Origin of the sequence: Streptomyces sp. NPDC058964, assembly GCF_042741275.1 — a bacterium.
GTDB lineage: Bacteria > Actinomycetota > Actinomycetes > Streptomycetales > Streptomycetaceae > Streptomyces.
Genome location: NZ_JBHYKH010000026.1, coordinates 17,608 through 38,471, shown reverse-complemented (window position 1 = coordinate 38,471; position 20,864 = coordinate 17,608). Strand labels below are relative to the sequence as shown.

19 protein-coding genes are annotated in these 20,864 nt (G+C 72.4%); 8 read left to right on the top strand and 11 right to left on the bottom strand.

Features of this window, described 5'->3' with window-relative positions:
- Positions 1–219: 219 nt before the first annotated feature.
- Positions 220–1,170, top strand: a complete 951-nt coding sequence (locus tag ACFW2E_RS05735) for a cytochrome c oxidase assembly protein (protein WP_384461921.1) — start codon at positions 220–222, stop codon at positions 1,168–1,170.
- 591 nt (positions 1,171–1,761) lie between these two features.
- Positions 1,762–1,932, top strand: a complete 171-nt coding sequence (locus ACFW2E_RS05730; protein WP_384461918.1) for a hypothetical protein — start codon at positions 1,762–1,764, stop codon at positions 1,930–1,932.
- A gap of 3 nt (positions 1,933–1,935) precedes the next feature.
- Here the strand turns inward: ACFW2E_RS05730 and ACFW2E_RS05725 are convergent, their stop codons facing one another.
- From ACFW2E_RS05725 to ACFW2E_RS05710, 4 genes are read right to left on the bottom strand one after another with little or no spacing between them, the layout of a single operon-like run.
- Positions 1,936–3,141 carry a sensor histidine kinase gene (locus ACFW2E_RS05725; protein ID WP_384461915.1) on the bottom strand — a complete coding sequence of 402 codons (1,206 nt, stop codon included), beginning with the start codon at positions 3,139–3,141 and terminating at the stop codon, positions 1,936–1,938.
- Positions 3,138–4,865, bottom strand: a complete 1,728-nt coding sequence (locus ACFW2E_RS05720; protein ID WP_384461912.1) for a cation acetate symporter — start codon at positions 4,863–4,865, stop codon at positions 3,138–3,140. The genes ACFW2E_RS05725 and ACFW2E_RS05720 overlap by 4 nt, the downstream gene beginning before the upstream one ends.
- A gap of 5 nt (positions 4,866–4,870) precedes the next feature.
- The gene (locus tag ACFW2E_RS05715; protein ID WP_384461909.1) at positions 4,871–5,233 is read right to left on the bottom strand and encodes a hypothetical protein; all 363 of its coding nucleotides are present in this window, start codon (positions 5,231–5,233) and stop codon (positions 4,871–4,873) included.
- Between the two features lie 11 nt (positions 5,234–5,244).
- Positions 5,245–6,000: a LytR/AlgR family response regulator transcription factor gene (locus ACFW2E_RS05710; RefSeq protein WP_384461906.1), complete on the bottom strand. Its 756-nt coding sequence runs from the start codon at positions 5,998–6,000 to the stop codon at positions 5,245–5,247.
- A gap of 77 nt (positions 6,001–6,077) precedes the next feature.
- Here ACFW2E_RS05710 and ACFW2E_RS05705 point away from each other — a divergent pair, with 77 nt between their 5' ends.
- From ACFW2E_RS05705 to rocD, 3 genes are all read left to right on the top strand, one after another.
- The gene (locus tag ACFW2E_RS05705) at positions 6,078–6,563 is read left to right on the top strand and encodes an Lrp/AsnC family transcriptional regulator (protein WP_384461903.1); all 486 of its coding nucleotides are present in this window, start codon (positions 6,078–6,080) and stop codon (positions 6,561–6,563) included.
- Between the two features lie 155 nt (positions 6,564–6,718).
- The gene (gene ddaH / locus ACFW2E_RS05700; protein ID WP_384461900.1) at positions 6,719–7,540 is read left to right on the top strand and encodes a dimethylargininase; all 822 of its coding nucleotides are present in this window, start codon (positions 6,719–6,721) and stop codon (positions 7,538–7,540) included.
- On the top strand, positions 7,537–8,775 hold the full coding sequence (gene rocD / locus ACFW2E_RS05695) for an ornithine--oxo-acid transaminase (protein ID WP_384461897.1): 1,239 nt from the start codon (positions 7,537–7,539) through the stop codon (positions 8,773–8,775). Before ddaH ends, rocD begins: the two co-directional genes overlap by 4 nt.
- Before the next feature lie 55 nt (positions 8,776–8,830).
- On the opposite strand, the gene ACFW2E_RS05690 is transcribed toward rocD, so the two are convergent.
- Together ACFW2E_RS05690 and ACFW2E_RS05685 are read right to left on the bottom strand one after the other, a co-directional pair.
- Positions 8,831–9,451: a DUF305 domain-containing protein gene (locus ACFW2E_RS05690; protein WP_384461894.1), complete on the bottom strand. Its 621-nt coding sequence runs from the start codon at positions 9,449–9,451 to the stop codon at positions 8,831–8,833.
- A gap of 84 nt (positions 9,452–9,535) precedes the next feature.
- Positions 9,536–9,934, bottom strand: coding sequence for a DUF6153 family protein (locus ACFW2E_RS05685; protein WP_384461891.1), 399 nt, complete (start codon positions 9,932–9,934; stop codon positions 9,536–9,538).
- A gap of 133 nt (positions 9,935–10,067) precedes the next feature.
- Here ACFW2E_RS05685 and ACFW2E_RS05680 point away from each other — a divergent pair, with 133 nt between their 5' ends.
- The 3 genes from ACFW2E_RS05680 (at position 10,068) to ACFW2E_RS05670 (ending at position 15,783) form a co-directional block, all read left to right on the top strand.
- A complete protein-coding gene (locus tag ACFW2E_RS05680; RefSeq protein WP_384461888.1) occupies positions 10,068–13,733 on the top strand; it encodes a patatin-like protein in 3,666 nt (1,221 codons plus the stop codon).
- 237 nt (positions 13,734–13,970) lie between these two features.
- Positions 13,971–14,696: a lysophospholipid acyltransferase family protein gene (locus ACFW2E_RS05675; RefSeq protein ID WP_384461885.1), complete on the top strand. Its 726-nt coding sequence runs from the start codon at positions 13,971–13,973 to the stop codon at positions 14,694–14,696.
- A 70-nt stretch (positions 14,697–14,766) separates the two neighbouring features.
- Positions 14,767–15,783: an NAD-dependent epimerase/dehydratase family protein gene (locus ACFW2E_RS05670; protein ID WP_384461927.1), complete on the top strand. Its 1,017-nt coding sequence runs from the start codon at positions 14,767–14,769 to the stop codon at positions 15,781–15,783.
- A gap of 102 nt (positions 15,784–15,885) precedes the next feature.
- Here ACFW2E_RS05670 and ACFW2E_RS05665 read toward each other — a convergent pair whose 3' ends face one another.
- The 5 genes from ACFW2E_RS05665 to ACFW2E_RS05645 form a co-directional block, all read right to left on the bottom strand.
- On the bottom strand, positions 15,886–17,484 hold the full coding sequence (locus ACFW2E_RS05665) for an alpha/beta hydrolase (RefSeq protein WP_384461882.1): 1,599 nt from the start codon (positions 17,482–17,484) through the stop codon (positions 15,886–15,888).
- A gap of 132 nt (positions 17,485–17,616) precedes the next feature.
- A complete protein-coding gene (locus ACFW2E_RS05660) occupies positions 17,617–18,375 on the bottom strand; it encodes an urease accessory protein UreD (protein WP_384461924.1) in 759 nt (252 codons plus the stop codon).
- Positions 18,372–19,055 carry an urease accessory protein UreG gene (gene ureG, locus ACFW2E_RS05655; protein WP_384461879.1) on the bottom strand — a complete coding sequence of 228 codons (684 nt, stop codon included), beginning with the start codon at positions 19,053–19,055 and terminating at the stop codon, positions 18,372–18,374. The genes ACFW2E_RS05660 and ureG overlap by 4 nt, the downstream gene beginning before the upstream one ends.
- A gap of 140 nt (positions 19,056–19,195) precedes the next feature.
- Positions 19,196–19,870, bottom strand: coding sequence for an urease accessory protein UreF (locus tag ACFW2E_RS05650; RefSeq protein ID WP_384461876.1), 675 nt, complete (start codon positions 19,868–19,870; stop codon positions 19,196–19,198).
- The coding region (locus ACFW2E_RS05645; RefSeq protein ID WP_384461873.1) for an urease subunit alpha at positions 19,870–20,864 on the bottom strand (995 nt) is incomplete at its 5' end. The genes ACFW2E_RS05650 and ACFW2E_RS05645, both read right to left, overlap by 1 nt.

Genomic DNA, 20,864 nt, shown 5'->3' with positions numbered 1-20,864 from the left:
GAGCTCTGACTCCCCGGTGAGCGCGCGGCGCCCGCCGGTCGATCGCGGCGCGCGGGGCGTCGGGGGCCTCGCGCCCCCGCGCGCGGGAGCCGCCCCCCGCCCCAGCGCCCCCCCCCTTGGGCGCGCGTCGCACTGACCCCGGTCGCGGACGCGGCCGGGGTCAGTTCTAGTCTGTGGGCGGACAGACTGCACAACCCCCCACGAATCAGGAGCCGGCGGATGGATCACAGCGGGCACGGCATGACGACGGATCTGCCGCCGTTCACGCTGGGACGGGGTCTCGAGTGGTCGGCGGACCCGTTCTTCCTCGTCGCCTGTCTGGTGGGGCTCGGGCTGTACGGCTGGGGCGTCGCGCGGCTGAGGAGGCGCGGTGACGCCTGGCCGGTGTCGCGGACCGTGTCGTACGTCGTCGGTGTGCTGACCATCATGCTCGTGATGTGCACCCGGCTGAACGACTACGGCATGGTGATGTTCAGCGTCCATATGGTCCAGCACATGGTGATCAGCATGCTGTCGCCGATCCTGATCCTGCTGGGCGCACCGGCGACGCTGGCGCTGCGCGCGCTGCCGGTCGCGGGCAAGGGCCGCAAGGGCCCGCGCGAGCTGCTGCTGGCGCTGCTGCACAGCCGCTACATGAGGGTCGTCACCCACCCGGCGTTCACGATCCCGATGTTCATCGCGAGCCTGTACGCGCTGTACTTCACCCCTCTCTTCGACACGCTCATGGGTTCCAAGGCCGGGCACATCGCGATGATGGTGCATTTCCTGGCCGTCGGCGTGGTGTTCTTCTGGCCGATCATCGGGGTGGACCCGGGCCCGCACCGGCCCGGCCATCTGATGCGGATGCTGGAGCTGTTCGCGGGCATGCCGTTCCACGCCTTCTTCGGCATCGCGCTGATGATGGCGTCGACGCCGATGGTCGAGACGTTCAGGAACCCGCCCGCCTCGCTCGGCATCGAGGCCCTCTCGGACCAGAACGCGGCCGGCGGCATCGCCTGGGCCTTCAGTGAGGTCCCGTCCGTCCTGGTGCTGATCGCGCTGCTGTTCCAGTGGTACGGCTCGGAACAACGGCAGGCCAAACGCAAGGACCGTGCGGCCGACCGGGACGGGGACAAGGAACTCGAGGCTTACAACGCCTATCTGGCCTCGCTGAACGCCCGTGAGGGCTGACGCGGCCGGAAAGGCCTGTCCGCCCCGGTGGGCACGGCCGGACGCCTGACGCCGGAGCGCGCGACGGGCTCGCCGCCGGCGCGGACCGCCGGTCTGTTCTCCGGCGCGGCGGATCCCCACGGCCGAGCCGGAGGCCGCGCTCGCTGGTCGTGGACTGGCGGGCGGACTCGAACGCCGGGCGCGGACCCATCCGGGCTCGGCACGCCGTAGGGCCTCGACGGTGGCAGGCATCCGGTATCACCGGCCCCGGCACGGCGCACCCCCGACCGCGACCGGACACGGCTACGGGCTGCCGGCCCCCGGGGGCCGTACCGGAGCGGCCCAGGCGCTCCACGCATCTGCCGCAGACCTGCCCCGGACCCGCCGCCCGTCACGGCACAGGCCCGGCGCCTCCCCCGTCCCCGGGACCCTGGGCCGGGACCCGGCGGATCCCCGGACGCGGGACTCCGGGCGGGCACCCCTTCGGTCTCCCGGGCCGCTCCATGGACGCGCGAGGGCCCCTGGAAGTCGGGCACACATTTCGTCGTGTGCACTGCAAGGAAGCAGAACGGGGGCACCATGGAGGGAACGGACCATGAGGAGGGTGTCGCGATGCCCGGTTCCACGAACGGTTCCACCAAGGCCATGGGAGTGCTCACCGTGAGCGGACTCGTCCTGGTGACGGCGTACACGGTGGCTCTGGGCAGCAATGGCTGGCTGTGGTTCGGATGGGTCGTACTGGGGCTGCTCACCCTCGCGATGATCGTCACGCAGAGCACCTGAGACTCACTCGGCGGTGAGGCGTCCCGCCGAGTGGACGCCCGGCTGGTACTTCGGCAGCCGGGCGGTGATCTTCATGCCCGCTGCGGGCGCGGTCTCGATGACGAGGCCGTGGTCGTCGCCGTAGACCTGACGGAGCCGGTCGTCGACGTTGGACAGGCCGATGCCGCCCGAGGGGCTGGTCTCGCCTGCGAGGATGCGGCGCAGGAGTTCCGGGTCCATGCCGACGCCGTCGTCCTCGATGACGACGAGGGCCTCGGCTCCGGCGTCCTGCGCGGTGATCTGGATGTGGCAGGCGTCGGCCTTGCCCTCCAGGCCGTGCTTCACGGCGTTCTCCACCAGGGGCTGCAGGCACAGGAACGGCAGGGTGACCGGCAGTACCTCGGGCGCGATCTGCAGGGTGACGGAGAGGCGGTCACCGAAGCGTGCCCGGACGAGCGCCAGGTAGTGGTCGATGGCGTGGAGCTCGTCGGCGAGGGTGGTGAAGTCGCCGTGCCTGCGGAACGAGTAGCGGGTGAAGTCGGCGAATTCCAGGAGGAGTTCGCGGGCCCGCTCGGGGTCGGTGCGGACGAAGGAGGCGATGACGGCCAGCGAGTTGAAGACGAAGTGCGGGGAGATCTGCGCGCGCAGGGCCTTGATCTCGGCCTCGATGAGCTTCGTCCGGGACTGGTCGAGGTCGGCCAGTTCGAGCTGGACGCTCACCCAGCGGGCCACCTCGCCGGCCGCCCGTACCAGGACGGCGGACTCGCGCGGCGCGCAGGCGACGAGCGCGCCGTGCACCCGGTCGTCGACGGTGAGCGGGGCGACCACGGCCCAGCGGACGGGACAGTCGGGGGCCTCGCAGGTCAGCCGGAAGGCCTCCCCGCGGCCGGTCTCCAGCGGCCCGGCCAGGCGTTCCACGATCTCGCTACGGTGGTGGCCGCCGACGCCGTCCCAGACCAGCACCCCCTTCCGGTCGGTGAGGCAGAGCGCGTCCGTGCCGAGCAGCGAGCGGAGCCTTCGTGCCGAGCGGCGCGCGGTCTCCTCGGTGAGACCCGCGCGCAGTGGGGGTGCGGCCAGGGAGGCGGTGTGCAGGGTCTCGAAGGTGGCGTGCTCGACCGGCGTGCCCAGTCCCCGCAGGTTCTCCGGCCGTGCCGTGCGCCGTCCCAGCCAGAAGCCGGCGGCCAGCAGCGGGAGTACGGCGACGCAGAGTCCGGCCAGGAATCCGCTCATGCCTTCGCCTCGCCCCTGACCGCTCCCCCGGTCAGTTCCTCCGGCAGATGGAACCTGGCCAGGATCGCCGCGGTCCCGGCGGGTACCCGCGCCGCGGTGGCCAGGGACACCAGCACCATGGTGAGGAAGCCGAGCGGCACCGACCAGAGGGCGGGCCAGGCCAGCAGGGCGTGCAGCGCGCCGGTGCCGGGGAGGCCCGCCATGGTGGCGGCCACGGCGAGGAACGCGGAGCCGCCGCCGACGAGCATGCCCGCGGCGGCGCCGGGCGGGGTGAGCCGTCGCCACCAGATGCCGAGGACGAGCAGCGGGCAGAAGGAGGAGGCCGACACGGCGAAGGCGAGTCCCACCGCGTCGGCCACCGGCAGACCACCCACCAGCACGCTCGCCGCCAGCGGTACGGCCATGGCGAGCACCGTGCCGAGCCTGAAGTGCCGTACCCCGCGGGACGGCAGGACGTCCTGGGTGAGCACTCCGGCCACCGCCATGGTCAGCCCGGAGGCGGTCGACAGGAAGGCGGCGAAGGCGCCGCCCGCCACGAGGGCGCCCAGCAGGTCGCCGCCCGGCCCGCCGATCATCCGGTCGGGCAGCAGCAGCACGGCGGCGTCCGCGTCGCCCGTGAGCGTCAGCTCGGGGGCGTACATGCGGCCGAGGGCGCCGTAGACGGGCGGCAGCAGGTAGAAGCCGCCTATCAGGGCGAGGACGGCGACGGTGGTGCGGCGGGCGGCGACCCCGTGCGGGCTGGTGTAGAAGCGGACGACGACGTGCGGCAGTCCCATGGTGCCGAGGAAGGTGGCGAGGATGAGTCCGTACGTGGCGTAGAGCGGACGTTCCTCGCGGCCGGCGGCGAGCGAGGTGGACATGCCGCCGTCCGTGCCCCGGTCGGCGGCCGGGACGGGAGTGCCCGGGGTGAAGGTCAGGCGGGTGCCCAAGGCGATGCGGTGGGTGCCCGCGGGCAGCCTGACGAGGGTGCCGTCGTGCGGGTGGCCGTCGACCCTGCCGCTGACCGTGACGGTCAGCAGCCGGTGGAGGGCCAGGTCGACGGTGTCCTCGACGCGCACGGTCCGCCGCTCGCGGAAGGTTGCCGGTTCGTCGAAGGCGTGCCGGGGTGCGCCGTCGCCCTGCCAGGCGAGGATCAGGAAGAGGGCGGGGACGAGGAGGGCGGTGAGCTTGAGCCAGTACTGGAAGGCCTGCACGAAGGTGATGCTGCGCATGCCGCCCGCGGCGACGGTCGCCACCACGACGACGGCCACGATGAGCCCGCCGAGCGGGTCGGGCGCGCCGGTGAGCACCGCCAGTGTCAGCCCGGCGCCCTGGAGCTGGGGCAGCAGGTAGAGCCAGCCGACGCCGACGACGAAGGCGCCCGCCAGCCGCCGCACCGGCTGCGAGGCGAGCCTGGCCTCGGCGAAGTCGGGGAGCGTGTAGGCGCCGGAGCGGCGCAGCGGGGCGGCGACGAACAGCAGCAGGACGAGATAGCCGGCCGTGTAGCCCACCGGGTACCAGAGCATGTCCGGGCCCTGGACCAGGACCAGTCCCGCGATGCCGAGGAAGGAGGCCGCGGAGAGGTACTCGCCGCTGATGGCGGCCGCGTTGAGGCGGGGGCCGACGGTACGCGAGGCGACGTAGAAGTCGGAGGTGGTGCGGGAGACCCGCAGACCGAAGGCGCCGACGAGGACGGTCGCCACGACGACGAGGACGACGGCGGGAACTGCGTAGCTGGAGTTCACGGCCGTCAGCGGTCCTCGACGAGGCGCACGAAGTCCCGCTCGTTGCGCTCGGTGCGGCGCACGTACCAGCGGGCGAGGAGGATCAGCGGCGCGTAGAGGCAGAAGCCGAGCACGAGCCACTTCAGGCGGCCGGAGTCCGGGGCCGCCGCGAACACCAGCGGGAGCGGGCCGACGAGCAGCACGAGGACCGCGAACACGGCCAGTGCCGCGCGGAGTTGGGAGCGCATCAGGGAGCGGACGTAGGTGTGGCCGAGGGTGGTCTGTTCGTCGATCTCGGTGCGCGGCCGGTAGTGACCGGAGGCCCGGCGGGTGCGCCGGGCGCTGCGGGGCGGACCGGTGACGACGGCCCGGCGCTCGGTGGGCTCCACTTCGGCCTCTCCTATCCCGTGGTCCGGCGCATCAGCAGCTCTCGCAGCTCACGCGCGTGGCGACGGCTGACCTGGAGTTCCTCGGCGCCGACCAGGACGCTCACGGTGCCCGCGTCCAGGCGGAGTTCGCCGATGTGGCGCAGGGCGACGAGGTGGCGGCGGTGGATGCGGACGAAGCCGCGGGAGCGCCAGCGGTCCTCCAGGGTGGACAGCGGGATGCGGACGAGATGGCTGCCGCGGTCGGTGTGCAGGCGGGCGTAGTCGCCCTGGGCCTCGACGTGGGTGATGTCGCCCACGGCCACGAAGCGGGTCACGCCGCCGAGTTCGACGGGTATGTGGTCGGGATCGGGCTCGTGGACGGGGATCCGCGGGGCGGTGCCGCACAGTTCGGCGGCCCGGCGGACGGCCTCGGCGAGCCGTTCCTTGCGTACCGGCTTGAGGACGTAGTCGACGGCCTTGAGGTCGAAGGCGCGTACGGCGAAGTCCTCGTGTGCGGTGGTGAAGACGACCAGGGGCGGCCGGGCGAAGCCGGTGAGCAGCCGGGCCATCTCCAGACCGTCGAGGCCGGGCATCTGGATGTCGAGGAAGACGACGTCGATGGCCTCGGGCCCGTCCGGGCCGGACTCCAGGGCGCGGGTTATGCGGCGCAGCGCCTCGGTCGCGTCGCCGGCGCCCTCGACGCTGCTGACCCGCGGGTCGGCGCGCAGCAGGTAGAGGAGCTCCTCCAGCGAGGGCCGTTCGTCGTCGACGGCGAGGGCGCGCAGCATGAACGTGGAGTGTAGGAGGAATCCGCGCGGCTGCACATGTGCCGGGTGTGCGCGTACCCGCTGGATACAGTGCGGACATGAACAGCACGGCCGCCCCGTTCGACGAGCTCGACCGGAAGATCATCACAGCGCTGATGGCGAACGCCAGGACGAGCTTCGCCGAGATCGGGGCGGCCGTCGGCCTGTCGGCCACCGCCGTCAAGCGGCGGGTCGACCGGCTGCGGGAGACGGGGGTGATCACCGGGTTCACGGCCACGGTGCGGCCGTCGGCGCTGGGCTGGCGCACCGAGGCGTACGTCGAGGTGTACTGCGAGGGGGCGGCCCCGCCCCGGCGCCTGGCGGAGGTGGTCCGCAACCATCCGGAGATCACCGCCGCGATGACGGTGACCGGCGGCGCGGACGCGCTGCTGCACGTGCGCGCGCGGGACGTGGAGCACTTCGAGGAGGTGCTGGAGCGGATCCGGGTGGAGCCGTTCATCCGGAAGACGATCAGTGTGATGGTGCTGTCCCACCTCCTGCCGGAGAGCCCGGAGGCGGGCGCCACTCATGCGGCACCGGATTGAACGTCTCAGCACGCAGCACTCGTGCGCCACACGGGCACACAACGCAGCATTCCTGCGCACATACGCAGCTGTCGTTCCTTGTCGCGCGTCCCCGTCACTTCCTACCTTGGTGTCAACCCCCAGCCGACACCGCAGGAAAGCGGAGGAACACCTCTGTGCCCGACAGCCGTGTGCCGCGCCCCCGGCGCTTCCTCGTCTGTGAACCCAGACATTTCGCCGTGCAGTACGCGATCAACCCCTGGATGCACCCCGACACCCGGGTTGACGTGGACCTGGCCCAGGAACAGTGGCAGGCGCTGATCCGCGCCTACCGCGCCCATGGTCACACCGTGGACACCGTGGAGCCGGTCACCGGTCTCCCCGACATGGTCTTCGCCGCGAACTCGGCGGTCGTCGTCGGCGGCCGCGTCTTCGGTTCCCTCTTTCACGCCGCCGAGCGCCGTCCCGAGTCGACCCACTACGACACGTGGTTCAAGGCGGCTGGCTTCGACGTCTACCGGCCCGAGTCCGTGTGCGAGGGCGAGGGCGACCTGGTCCCGACCGGCCGGTACGTGCTGGCCGGCACCGGCTTCCGGACCACCCGCGAGGCGCATCGCGAGGTGCAGGAGTTCTTCGGCATGCCGGTGATCAGCCTGACGCTGGTGGACCCGTACTTCTACCACCTGGACACGGCGCTGTTCGTGCTCGACGACGGCCCCCACGGCAACATCGTGTACTACCCGGAGGCGTTCTCCCCGGGCAGCCGCGAGGTGCTGGCGCGTCTGTACCCGGACGCGGTGCTCGCCACCCGCGAGGACGCGATGACGTTCGGCCTGAACTCCGTCTCCGACGGACGCCACGTCTTCATCGCGCCGCGGGCCGAGGGCCTGGCCTCACGCCTCGCCGACCACGGTTACCTTCCCGTCCCCGTCGACCTGTCGGAGTTCCACAAGGCCGGCGGCGGCATCAAGTGCTGCACCCAGGAGATCCGCTCATGACCGCCCCCACCGGAACCACCGCCCCTACCCGTACGTCCGCCGAACTGATCCACGCGGAGGAGCCGGTCCTCGCGCACAACTACCACCCGCTGCCCGTGGTCGTCGCGCGCGCCGAGGGTACCTGGGTGGAGGACGTCGAGGGCCGCCGCTATCTCGACATGCTGGCCGGCTACTCGGCCCTCAACTTCGGGCACCGCCACCCGGCCCTGGTCGAGGCGGCGCACCGCCAGCTGGACCGGCTGACCCTCACCTCGCGCGCGTTCCACAACGACCAGCTCGCCGAGTTCGCCGAGCGGCTGGCGCTGTTGACCGGTCTCGACATGGTGCTGCCGATGAACACCGGTGCCGAGGCGGTGGAGAGCGGCATCAAGGTGGCCCGCAAGTGGGCCTACGAGGTGAAGGGCGTGCCCGCCGACCGGGCCACCATCGTGGTCGCGGCGGAGAACTTCCACGGCCGCACGACGACGATCGTCAGCTTCTCCACCGACGAAACGGCCCGCGCGGGCTTCGGCCCCTTCACCCCGGGCTTCCGGATCGTCCCCTACAACGACCTGGCCGCACTGGAGGCCGCCGTCGACGAGACCACGGCGGCGGTGCTCATCGAGCCGATCCAGGGCGAGGCCGGGGTGATCATCCCGGACGAGGGCTATCTGGCCGGCGTGCGTGAGCTGACCCGGCGCAAGGGGTGTCTGTTCATCGCCGACGAGATCCAGTCCGGCCTCGGCCGCACTGGCCGTACGCTCGCCGTCGAGCACGAGCAGGTCGTCCCGGACCTGCTGCTGCTCGGCAAGGCGCTGGGCGGCGGCATCGTGCCGGTGTCGGCGGTGGTGGGCCGGCGTGATGTGCTCGGTGTGCTGAGGCCGGGCGAGCACGGCTCCACGTTCGGCGGGAACCCGCTCGCCGCGGCGGTCGGCACCGCGGTGGTCGAGCTGCTGGAGACGGGTGAGTTCCAGCGCCGGGCCGCCGAACTGGGCGTGATCCTGCGGGACGGCCTGTCGTCCCTGGTCGGCAAGGGCGTGGTCGGTTTCCGGGCCCGCGGGCTGTGGGCCGGCGTCGACGTCGACCCGGCCGTCGGCACCGGCCGCGAGGTCAGCGAAGGCCTCATGCGGGAGGGCGTCCTGGCCAAGGACACCCATGGCTCCACGATCCGGCTGGCCCCTCCGCTGACCATCACCGGCGAGGAACTGAGCTCCGCGCTGGGCTCGTTGGAGAAGGTCCTGACCCAGGGCGGCTGAGGCCGCGACCGGGAACAGGGGGCCTGCTTCGGGCCGGCCCCCTGCCCCGCCCCGGTCAGCTCCTGCCGAGGAGCTGGTTCATCTCCTTGATCTCGGCGTTCTGCGCGGTCACGATGGCGTCGGCCATCCTCGTGGCGGCGCCGTACCGCCCCTTGTCCTTCTCGGTGGTCGCCATCTCGACCGCACCCTCGTGGTGCTCGACCATCATCGTCAGGAACGCGGTGTCGAAGGCCTTGCCGGACTTCTTCCGCAGTCCGTCCATGTCCGCGGTGGACATCATTCCGGACATGCCGGAGTGACCCGAGTGGTCCATGCCGGCCATGGGCACGTCCTCGCCCCAGGCCTTGAGCCAGCCGGTCATGGCCTTGATCTCCGGGTCCTGCGCCTTCTCGATGCGCGCGGCGAGATCCTTCACCTGGGCGGAGGAGGCGCGGTCGGCGGCGAGTTCCGCCATCTCCAGGGCCTGCCGGTGGTGCGGGATCATGCCCTGCGCGAAGGTGACGTCCTGGGCGTTGTGGGCGGCGGCGCCGGTCCCGGCAGCCGGGGACGCGGTGGTGCCGTGCCCGGTGTGGCCGGTGCTGTCCCCGTTGTCGCCGCCGCAGGCGGCGAGGACGAACGCGGCGGTGGCGGTGGCCGCGACGAGCGCGGCACGGCGTGCGAGGGTACGCGTGGTCATGACTGGACTCCTGCTGGATGGAAGTGATCTGGGCTTGTCGAGGACCGCACTCGGCCCATGGGCCCGGTGCGGCCGTCGCGGCCTCTAGATCCGCAGGAGTTGGAGTTCCGCCAGGGACGGTGGTGCGCGTGCGCCGTCCGGTGCCTTGGCCCGGTGGGAGCGGACGCAGCCGGCCCGCAGGGGCGCGGTCACGGGGTCGGGCACGAGCGCGGGCAGTTCCGGTCCATCGCTCACGGCGCCGGAGGCACAGGTCGCGTCGGCGTGCCGGAGATGGTGTCCACCGCAGTGTCCGTCGTCGGCGCAGCCGTCGACCGCGGTGATCTCGACCACCATGTGCGCGGCGCGGGCGTGCTCCGAGTGGCCCATGGCGCCGCCGGGAGCCAGCGCGTGCATGCCGAGGAGCCCGGCCAGCAGCCCGAGCACGAGCAGCGCCCGCCACCGCCGCAGGGGCGGTCGCGGGGAGGGCTGCTCGGCCTGGTTCATCGCGACCATCCTATGCGGGATGCCGACGGCCGGTGCGACCAGGCGTTGGCAGGGGGCGGACGGAAGTCCACGATCGAGTGATTTGCCCGCATGACCCCCGTGCGTCGCGCACCGCGCGGGAACAACCTGGGATATGGGCAGAGCGACTGAGTTCGGACCCGGCACACAGGAGCTGCGCATCGCCACCGCGATGACCGGCGGAGTGAGCCTGGCGATCTGGATGGGCGGCGTGGCGCGGGAGCTGAACCTGCTTCAGCAAGCGGCCTGGTGGCGCAATGCCCTCCCGCAGGGCGCCGACCTGCCCGAGCCGTCCGCCGTGGCGACGGGCGACCAGCGGGCCAAGGTCCTGTATGTGCGGCTCCTGGACCTGCTGGACACCACCGTCTCCATCGACGTCCTGTCCGGCACGAGCGCGGGCGGCATCAACGCCGGCCTGCTGGGCCTGGCCCGAGCCCGGTCGTGGGACCTGGGGTCCCTGCGCGACTTCTGGCTGACGTCGGGCGCCTTCGAGACGCTGCTGCGCGACCCCACGGAGACGCAGCCGCCCTCGCTCCTGCAGGGCGACGGCGTCCTGTTCCAGGAACTCGTCAAGGGCATCGACGACCTGGGTGTCGCGACGCGGTCGGCACCGCGACCGCCCGGCACCGTGGCCCACGACGTCACCGGCCGGACACAGGTCTTCATCACCACGACACTGCTCACCGGGGAGACGGACCGGTTCACCGACTCCTACGGCACCCAGGTCCAGGACGACGACCACCGGGGCCTGTTCGTCTTCGACGAGGACAGCCTGCGCAGCGGCACCGGCGCCCAGGCCGTGGCGCTGGCGGCCCGCAGCAGCGCCTCCTTCCCCGCGGCGTTCGAGCCGTCGTTCCTCCCCTACGACACCCCGGTCGCCGGCAGGAGCGGCGCCCCCGAGCGCCCCGCGATGCGGAAGTACGCGAACATCACCCGCCCGCACTGGGCCGCCGACGGCGGACTCCTGGCGAACCGCCCCATCCGGCCGCTGCTGCGCGCCGTCTTCGACCACCCCGCCGAACGTCAGGTCCGGCGCGTCCTGCTCTACGTCGTCCCCTCCACCGGCGGCGCCCCCGACCCCCGTACCGCGCCGGCCGCGGAGTCCTTCGACCGGCCGTGGACACTGGGCGAGGCCCTGATGAAGGACCTCGGCTCCGCGCTCAGCCAGTCCATCAGCGCCGAACTGGCCGAGCTGCGCGACCACAACGACCGCATGGACGCCCTGCGCGACACCCGGCGCCGCATGGCCGAGCTCGGGGCCGAGGGCCGCAGGGCGGTGACGGCACTGGCCGGCTACCGGCGCGGGACGAGCACGCCCTCACCCCCGTTCGAACTCCTCACCGAGTCGATGCGGGTGGACTTCCGGACCCGTGAGGCCGCCTGGCTGGCCCGTCCGGTGCTCACCTCCCTCATGCGCGCCCTGACGAGCCGGCCGCCGGAGGCGATGGGCCGCGAGTGGCTGGACGCCCTGGCACCTGGCCGCAACGCCGAGCAGGAGTGCCGAACCGCCGCGGTGGCCGAGGTGACGAAGGAATGGCACTTCCCGGCCCCGGACGACCGGGGCGCGGTTCTGTACGGGCGGCTGGCCGGGTTCGGAGTGGCTCCCCTCGGCGGCGCCAAGGCGACGGTGCTGACCATGCTCCGGGCGGCCCACGTCTGCCACCCGGAGCGGCGGCAGGAACTCGCGGAGGTCGTGCGCCTGGTTCACCAGGCGTACGGGCCCGGCAAGCCACCGGACACGGAGTGCCTCGTCGAGGCGGTGCTGGACCGGGGCCGGGCGGCGCAGCGGTCGCTCACGGACGTGGCGGCCGAGGCCATGAAGGAATACTGGGGCCGGCACAGCACCCCCGCCGCCCCCGGCACGGCGGGAGACGGCCGGCGGCGTCCCGGCCTCGAGGACGGATGGGCCCGGCTCGCGGCCGCCGTCGGAAGACTGCGCGAGGTGCTGCCGGACTCGGTCCTCGCGCCGCCCGACGCCGACGCGGCCCCGCTCCCGCCCACCACCTCCGAGGGACGGCGCCGGCGGGCGGCCGCGGAACTGCGTACCTACTTCGACTATCTGCCCCCGGACACCGACGGCACCGCCCACGCCCTGTTCGATCTGCACGTGGCGACCCGCTCCGTCCTTCCCGTGGACACCGAGGTCGATCAGCCCGTGGAACTGGTGCAGGTCAGTGCCGACACCCGGTGCCTGCTCGCGCCCCGCCGCGCGACCGCCACGTCGAAGCTCACCGGACTGCAACTGCATCACTTCGGCGCCTTCTACAAGTCCTCGTGGCGGGCGAACGACTGGACGTGGGGACGGCTGGACGGCGCCGGCTGGCTGGTTCACCTCCTGCTGGACCCGCGGCGCGTCCTCACCGTCGCGCAGGACGCCCCGGCCGACGGCAGCCGCCGCAGGTGGTTCTACGGCCGGCTGCGCGAACTGTTCGCCGGTGGCGCGGACCCGGACGACTTCGTCGACGTGTGTGCCGACGGGAGCGACAACCGGCTGACCCGGGAGAAGGTCCTCGGCGAACTGGGCTTCCTCGACGACCCCACCGCGCCCATGCCGCCCAGCCTGCCCCTGACGTCGATGTGGGTGGCCAAGGCCTGGCAGAAGTGCATCGCCGAGGTCGAACTGCCGGTGATCGCAAGGGAGATGATGAGCACTCCGGCCGCACGGCCGGACACGTGGGCCACCCGGGTGCTCGATGCCGCGGGCAGTCCCGGCCGGGCCCAGGCGGCGGCCCGGGCCGCGGTGGCGGCGGTCATGGACGGCGACTGGACGGCGGAACAGCGCCGCCTGATCGAGGACGAGCGCCGGTCCGCGGAGGCCGAACGCCGGACCGCCCTCCTCGCCCATCGGCCGGCCGACCCCGTGCCCCGGCCCGCGGGCACCGCACCCCATTCCGCCAACCCCGGACACCACGTCACCGGCACCGCACACCACTCCGCCAACCCCGGACACCACGTCACCGGCACCGCACACCACTCCGCCAACCCCGGTCATCACATCACCGGTGCCGCGCAGCCGGCCCCCGCGTCCGCGCAACAGGGCGAGGGCGTACCGGCCCTCCCCAGCGCCGACGGATCACCGCAGCCGGTCGACGGCGGGGTCAGGGCAGCAGACCCGGACGCGCTGGCCGCCCTGCTGGCGACGTGCCCGGTGCCCGACGAGACCTTCGCCGGTGAGCTGGGCCAGCCGCTGCTGACCCGCACGGCGGGCCAGGCGGCCGCCGTCGCCGCCTCGGCGGTGTCCGGGTTCCCCAGGACCCCGGCGCCTCTGAAGCCCTTCCTCGCCTCGGCCCGCACGGTCACCCTGGCCGGTCACCGCGCGTCCTCCCTCACCCGCGGGCGCGCCCGCACCCTGATCCTCACCGGCCTCGCCGCCCTTGCGGTGGGCATCCTCTCGATGATCCAGCGGGCCACCTGGCTCGGCCTCACCGGTACGGTGCTCGCCCTCGTCGGCGGCTATCTCCTCGCCCTCGGGACCTACGCCCACTGGCGCAAGGTGCTGGTCGCCGCCGGGGCCTTCACCCTCGTCGTGGCGGTCTTCTTCCTCGGCTGCCCGGTCGGCCGCCGCGTGCTGTTCGGCACGGGAGGCGGCGACGTGGGGGTGGCCGGCCGGGACGTACTGCCCTGGCTGCGCGCCCCGTGGTGGCACCCGCTCGTCGCCCTGGGGGCGATCGCGGTCCTGGCCGTCCTGCTCAGCGGTCTGCTCACGACGGCCCGGCAGAACGTCAGCCACCGGGCGAACAGCGGGAAGACCGGCCCGGAGGCCCGGCCGGACACCGGGTGAGTACCGGACGGTCCGGCGGCAAGACCGGCGCGCCTGCCAGTCGGCGCAATGATCGCGCCAGGCTGCGGCATCGGGTTGCAGCGCGGCTGCCCCAACGGCCAGTGTGGTCCGGCGACGGGCGTCCGCGACGGTTCCGGCTCACTGCGCCTGCACATACACTGGCACCCCATCACACGCCGGTTGACCTGCCAGAACACGGCGGCCCAGGCAATCCGCCGGAGTGAGGAGCGACCCCCCTTGTTCTACTACCTGCTCAAATACGTGCTGTTGGGGCCCTTGTTGAGACTGGTCTTCCGACCTCGAATAGAGGGACTCGAGAACGTGCCGGCGACGGGCCCGGCCATCATCGCCGGCAACCACCTGTCCTTCTCGGACCACTTCCTGATGCCCGCGATACTCAAGCGGCGCATCACGTTCCTCGCCAAGGCCGAGTACTTCACCGGACCGGGCATCAAGGGCCGGCTGACCGCGGCCTTCTTCCGCAGCGCCGGGCAGATCCCGGTCGACCGTTCCGGCAAGGACGCGGGCCAGGCCGCGATCCGCGAGGGGCTCGGCGTGCTGCGCAAGGACGAACTGCTCGGCATCTACCCGGAGGGCACCCGCTCCCATGACGGCCGCCTCTACAAGGGCAAGGTCGGTGTCGCCGTGATGGCGCTGAAGGCCGGGGTGCCGGTCATCCCGTGCGCCATGATCGGCACCTTCGAGGCACAGCCTCCGGGCAAGGTCATCCCGCACGTCCAGCGCGTCGACATCCGGTTCGGCAGGCCCCTCGACTTCTCCCGTTACGCCGGCATGGAGAACGAGAAGGCCATCCTGCGCGCCGTCACCGACGAGATCATGTACGCGATCCTGTCGCTGTCCGAGCAGGAGTACGTCGACCGGTACGCGGCCGTCGTCAAGGCTGAGGAGACCGCGGCGAGGCGCGAGCGGGAGCGCAAGTTCCCACGTGCTCCGCTCAGTTGACCTCTGCTGTCGGCAGAGCCACCTGGGCCGCGGGCGTCGGGGCCCGTACGGTCGTGCCATGAGACGTGCTGTGGTGATCGGGGCGGCGGGCCAGATCGGCCGCCCGGCGGTGGACGCGCTGGCGCGGGACGGCTGGGAGGTCACGGCCGTCTCGCGGGGCGGCGGCCGGGACGGGTCCTGGCCGGACGGGGTACGCGTGGTGCGGATGGACCGCGAGGACGAGGGGGCACTGGCCTCGGCCGTCGGCCGGGGCTGTGACCTGGTGGTCGACATGGTCGCCTACGGAGCCGCACACGCACGGCAGTTGACCGCTCTGGCGGACCGTGTCGGGTCGGCCGTGGTGATCTCCAGCGTGACGGTGTACGAGGACGACAAGGGGCGCGGCTTCGACACCCAGGGCGAGCCGGACGGGTTTCCCGAGTATCCGGTGCCGGTCCCTGAGACCCGGCCGACGGTGACACCGGGCGAGGCGTCCTACAGCACCCGCAAGGTGGCGCTGGAGCGCGAACTCATCGCGGCGGGCGACCGGTTGCCGACGACCGTGCTGCGGGCGGGTGCCGTCCACGGCCCCCACAGCCCGCTGCCCCGCGAGCTGTACTTCGTCAAGCGCAACCTCGACGGACGGCGCACCCGGGTACTGGCCCACCGCGGTGAGAGCCGCTTCCACACCGCGAGCGCCCACAACATCGCGGAGCTGATCCGGCTGGCGGCGGCCCGGCCCGGCTCCCGGGTGCTCAACGCCTGCGATCCACAGGCACCGACGGTCACGGAGATCGGTGCGGCGGTCGACGAGGTGATGGGTGCGCGGACGGAGACGGTGCTCGTGGACGGGCCGCCGCCCACGTCGGCAGTCGGCAGGTCGCCGTGGGCGGTGCCGCTGCCGGTCGTGTTCGACATGACCGCCGCCGAAAGGGAGTTGGGCTACCGCCCGGTGGTGTCGTACGCGCGGAGCCTGCCGGAGACGGTGGAGTGGCTGTGCGACCGGACCGCCCGGCAGGACTGGCGCGCGCGCTTCCCACTGCTGGCCCGGACCTACCCCGACCTCTTCGACTACCCGGCGGAGGACGCCTGGCTGCGGGGACGGTGAGGGAGGGAAGGGAAGGGAAGGGAAGGAAAGGGGCGGCCGGAACACTCCGGCCGCCCCACCTCGTCGCGCATGACCGCCGCGCGGTCACGGCTGCCGCGACCGCTACGGCTGCGGCGTCGCGTGCGGCGCGCAGGTCACGTCCGCGCCGTCCAGCTTGCCGGTGAGCAGGTAGGTGTCCACCCGCTGGTTGATGCACGGGTTGACCAGGCCGGTCACACCGTGGGAGCCCGCGTCCTTCTCGGTGATCAGACGGGAGCCCTTGAAACGGTGGTGCAGCTCGACGGCGCCCTCGTACGGGGTCGCGGCGTCACGCGTGGACTGCACGATGAGCACCGGCGGCAGGCCCTTGTGGGTCTTGACGTCCACCGGGGTCTGCTGCTTGACCGGCCAGGTGGCGCACGGCAGGTTCATCCATGCGTTGGCCCAGGTCATGAACGGGTAGTCCTTGTTGAGCCGGGTGTTGTCGCGGTCCCACTTCTTCCAGCTGGTGGGCCACTTGGCGTCGGTGCACTCGACGGCCGTGTAGACGGCGTTGCCGTTCTCCGAGGCGATGTTGCCCGCGGTGTCGGACAGGTCCGGGGCTGCCGCGTCGACGAGGGCCTGGGTGTCACCGGCGACGTACTTGCTGAAGACCGTGGCGACCGGCACCCACGAGGAGTCGTAGTACGGGGCGCTCTGGAAGAAGGAGATCAGCTCGGCCGGTCCGACGAGCCCGCCGATCGGGTTCTTCTTGGCGGTGGCGCGCAGCTGGAGCCACTTCGCCTGCACGGCGTCGCGTGTGGTCCCGAGGTGGAAGGCGGCGTCGTTGGCGGCGACCCAGTCCTCCCAGTCCTTCCAGCGTCCCTCGAAGGCGACGTCCTGGCCCAGGTTGGCCTCGTACCAGATGTTCTCGCGCGACGGGTTGACGACGCTGTCGACGATCATCCGGCGGACGTGTCCCGGGAACAGCGTCCCGTACACGGCTCCGAGGTAGGTGCCGTACGAGACACCGAGGTAGTTGAGCTTCTTCTCGCCGAGGGCGGCACGGATGACGTCCAGGTCGCGCGCGGTGTTCGGCGTGGTCATGTACGGCAGCATCTTGCCGCTGCGCTCGTAGCAGCCGTCCGCGTACTCGCGGGCCAGCTTGCGCTGCGCCTTCTTGTCGGCCTCGGTGTCCGGCACCGGGTCGGCCTTGGGCGCCTTGACGAACTCCTGCGGGTCGATGCAGGAGATGGGCGCGGAGTGGCCGACGCCGCGCGGGTCGAAGCCGACGAAGTCGTACGCCTTGGCCGTGTTGACCCACAGGGGGTTCTTGGTGGTGACCCGGCGCGGGAAACGCATGCCGGAGCCGCCCGGGCCGCCCGGGTTGTAGACGAGCGCGCCCTGGCGCTCCTTCTTCGTGCCGGTGTTGCCGATGCGGTCGACGGCGAGCTTTACCTGCTTGCCGTACGGCTTCGCGTAGTTGAGCGGCACACTGACCCAGCCGCACTGGATCGGCTTCTCCAGCCCCCAGTCGGCGGGGCAGTCCTGCCAGTCGATGCCCGCCTTCGCTGCCCGCTCGGCGGCGATCGCGGCGCCCCGGGCCTCCCGGTCCTGGCCGTGGCGGCTCTCCGCCGCACCGGCCGCGGGCGCCGCGAGGGCGCTTGTGATCATGGTGGCCGTGACGAGTACTCCGGCCGAACCGAGTGCCAGCGCACGGTTCTTCGGTCTGATGTCCCTCAAGTGGGCCCCTCCCCGTACATCGCTGCGAATGGTCTCGAGGGATCCTCGCGGCTGTGAGGAACCTGAGAACAGGGGCAGTCGACCTTCTTTACCAATCCGATAACCGGACGATCATGTCCCGCTAACGGTTCGTCACCCGAGCAGGGCGAGCGCCCGGTCGAGCAGCCGACGCAGCATCAGCCCGTCAACGGCGAGGGCGGTCACCAAAACGGCGGGACCGGCGAGCGGTGTGAGCGCCGCACTGTCCCCCAGCATGCGAGCCACCGGCGGCCCCTCCCCGAACTCCGGTCGGGCTACCAGGAGTTGTCCCATGGCACGATGCCCCGCGAGCACGGCCGGCCCGTCCCAGCCACCCGGCGCACCGGGACCGCAGGCCAGTTCCTGGTCGAGCACGGTCCGGCCCGCGATCCGCACCGTGAGACGGCTGCCGAGCCGTCCGGGTTCCTCGCCGGCCCGTCCGAGCACCTGCTCCTCGCGCAGCACGAGCCGCGCCCCGGCGGCGAGCTCGACCCTGGTCGTGACGGACAGGTCACTCCCACCGGCGGAGATCAACGGTTCGGGCAGCCAGCGCAGTTCGCCTCCGTCGGCGACACTCAGGCGCACGTCGTACCGCGCCTCGCCCTTGGACTGCCCGGGGAGGGCGATGGTGGCGGCGGCCGACCGCACGTCCAGCCGGGCCTCCTCCCCCACCTGTGCCTCGACGGTGAAGCGGTCGCCGCCGAGCGGCCCGCCCATGGCCCCGACGAGCACGACCCGCGCCTCGGCTCCACTCGCCCGGGTGCGCCGCGGGGCGAGCGGCCCCTCGCCCTCGAGCACGGGCAGCGCGGTACCGCCTCGCCCGTCCCCCCTGGCGACGATCCGCGCGGCCGCCCGTACCCCGCTCGGGGTCATGCCGTCCACGCGGCGATCCGGGCCCGCACCCAGTCCGCGACCTCGGCGACTCCGGCCCTGCTCCTCAACGACTGCATCACCACCGGCAGTTCGCCCCGCTGCGTCTTCGCATCGGCGGCCATGCGCCCGAGGTCGGAGCCGACGTGAGGGGCGAGGTCGGTCTTGTTGACCACCAGCAGGTCGGCGGTGGTGACACCGGGCCCGCCCTTGCGGGGGATGTCGTCCCCGCCTGCCACGTCGATCACGAAGATCTGCGCGTCGACGAGCCCCTTGGAGAAGGTGGCGGTGAGATTGTCCCCACCGGACTCGACGAGGATCAGGTCCAGCGGCCCGGCCTCGTCCTCCAGTTCCTCCACGGCCTCCAGATTGGCGGAGATGTCGTCCCTGATCGCGGTGTGCGGACAGGCCCCCGTCTCCACGGCCGTGATCCGCTCGGCCGGCAGCACGGCCTCACGGAGCAGGAACTCGGCGTCCTCACGGGTATAGATGTCGTTCGTCACGACGGCGAGCGACAGCTCGTCCCGCAGCGCCCTGCACAGCGCGGCGACGGTGGCCGTCTTACCGGACCCCACGGGCCCGCCGAGCCCGATCCGCAGCGCACGACGCGATCCGTCCGGCCGCCGGGCGTCGGCACTGACGGCGACGGGTCCGTGATGGCCGTCATCAAGGTGAAGGTGCATGACAGCGACTCCATGTGTTTCCGATGCGGAACCCGCAGAGGGGTGCAGGGGACGAAGTCCCCGCAGGGGTCCGGGGCGGGGCCCGGAACGATGGTGATGTCCCAGCCGGGCGAGTCGGGTGGACGGGCGGGCAGACACACTCACGACGCGAACAACCGCACAGGCCAGGCGGCATGCGCCTCCGCCCCCACCTCCAACAACGGTGCCGATGCCGCGGGCAACGCGTCGACCCCGTCCCGGACCGCCCGCCGGGCGGCCTCCACCGCCGCATCCGCGACGCGGTCCAGCTCCGGCGCCAACCGCGCCAGCACCGCCGTCGCGTCGAACGGGTCCAGGCTCAGCAGCCGCACCGTGGCCGAAGTCGCCCCGCCGACGCTCTCGTACCCCGCGCAGTAGGCGGCGTCGACCGCTTCAAGACCGGCCGCCCGTGCCACCGTCCCCAGCACCACCGGCTGATGGGCCCCTCTGGGAAACTGGCGCGCGAGCGCGTCGAGCTCCCCGGAGGGCCACGTCGCCCGCCCCGCCCGCAGCAACTGCCGCCCGAGCCGCCGCGCGACACCCCGCAGGGCGACGGACGGCGTCCGCGCATCCGCCGCCGCGTCCAACTCCCCGGGATCCACCTCGAGTACGGCCGCAGCGGCCAGCGCGGCGGCCACCAGCCCCGCCGTGTGCAACCGTCCCCGGCAGAAGTCCTCCAGGCTCGCCGCCCCGGTGATCCGCCCGGCCCGGACGGCCGCCTCCGCCCCGCCGGAGTGCGCGTGCCCCCCGGCGGGAAAGCGGCCGTCGGCCAGGACGAGTAGCGCTGCCCTGGACATCAGAACAGGAAGTAACGCTGGGCCATGGGCAGTTCGGACGCCGGGGTCGCCTCGATCAGCTCCCCGTCGATGTGCACGGCGAAGCTGTCCGGGTCGACCCGTACCCGGGGCCGGGCGTCGTTCTCCCGCATGTCCGCCTTGGTCACGCCACGCGTGGACTCGATCGCGACGAAGCGCTTGCCCAGCTGCAGCCGCTCCGGAAGCCCGTCCTCCATGGCGAGCGGCGCCACGAAGTTGAACGAGTTGGCCGCCGGCGCCCGCCCGATCGCCCCGTACATCGGGCGCGGCAGGACCGGCTGCGGCGTCGGGATCGAGGCGTTGGCGTCGCCCATCTGCGCGTACGCGATCTGGCCGCCCTTGATGACGAGGTGCGGCTTGACCCCGAAGAACGCGGGCTCCCACAGCACGAGGTCGGCCAGTTTGCCGGTCTCCACGGAGCCCACCTCCCGGGCGAGGCCCTGGGCGAGCGCCGGGTTGATCGTGTACTTGGCGACGTACCGCCGCACCCGCCGGTTGTCCGCCCGCCCGTCTCCGGGCAGCGCGCCCCTGCGCCTCTTCATCACGTGCGCCGTCTGCCAGGTCCGCATGACGACCTCGCCGACCCGCCCCATCGCCTGCGAGTCGGACGAGATGATGGAGATCGCGCCCAGGTCGTGCAGTACGTCCTCCGCTCCTATCGTCGACGGACGGATCCGGGACTCGGCGAAGGCCAGGTCCTCCTGCACCGCCGGGTTCAGGTGATGGCACACCATCAGCATGTCGAGGTGTTCCTCGGTGGTGTTGACGGTGAACGGCCGTGTCGGGTTCGTGGAACTCGGCAGCACGTGCGGCTCGGACACCACCGTCATGATGTCCGGCGCATGCCCGCCGCCCGCGCCCTCGGTGTGGTACGCGTGGATGCCGCGCCCGCCGATCGCGGCGAGCGTGTCACCCACGAACCCGGCCTCGTTCAGCGTGTCCGTGTGGATCGCGCTCTGGATGCCGGTCCGGTCGG

What these genes read in the sequence shown, in the direction of transcription:
- ureG (WP_384461879.1), bottom strand. Translation starts at nt 19,055, where the DNA reads ATGCACCTTCACCTTGATGACGGCCATCACGGACCCGTCGCCGTCAGT.
- ACFW2E_RS05685 (WP_384461891.1), bottom strand. Translation starts at nt 9,934, where the DNA reads ATGAACCAGGCCGAGCAGCCCTCCCCGCGACCGCCCCTGCGGCGGTGG.
- ACFW2E_RS05705 (WP_384461903.1), top strand. Translation starts at nt 6,078, where the DNA reads ATGAACAGCACGGCCGCCCCGTTCGACGAGCTCGACCGGAAGATCATC.
- rocD (WP_384461897.1), top strand. Translation starts at nt 7,537, where the DNA reads ATGACCGCCCCCACCGGAACCACCGCCCCTACCCGTACGTCCGCCGAA.
- ACFW2E_RS05680 (WP_384461888.1), top strand. Translation starts at nt 10,068, where the DNA reads ATGGGCAGAGCGACTGAGTTCGGACCCGGCACACAGGAGCTGCGCATC.
- ACFW2E_RS05650 (WP_384461876.1), bottom strand. Translation starts at nt 19,870, where the DNA reads ATGTCCAGGGCAGCGCTACTCGTCCTGGCCGACGGCCGCTTTCCCGCC.
- ACFW2E_RS05725 (WP_384461915.1), bottom strand. Translation starts at nt 3,141, where the DNA reads ATGAGCGGATTCCTGGCCGGACTCTGCGTCGCCGTACTCCCGCTGCTG.
- ACFW2E_RS05730 (WP_384461918.1), top strand. Translation starts at nt 1,762, where the DNA reads ATGCCCGGTTCCACGAACGGTTCCACCAAGGCCATGGGAGTGCTCACC.
- ACFW2E_RS05690 (WP_384461894.1), bottom strand. Translation starts at nt 9,451, where the DNA reads ATGACCACGCGTACCCTCGCACGCCGTGCCGCGCTCGTCGCGGCCACC.
- ACFW2E_RS05660 (WP_384461924.1), bottom strand. Translation starts at nt 18,375, where the DNA reads ATGACCCCGAGCGGGGTACGGGCGGCCGCGCGGATCGTCGCCAGGGGG.
- ACFW2E_RS05735 (WP_384461921.1), top strand. Translation starts at nt 220, where the DNA reads ATGGATCACAGCGGGCACGGCATGACGACGGATCTGCCGCCGTTCACG.
- ACFW2E_RS05710 (WP_384461906.1), bottom strand. Translation starts at nt 6,000, where the DNA reads ATGCTGCGCGCCCTCGCCGTCGACGACGAACGGCCCTCGCTGGAGGAG.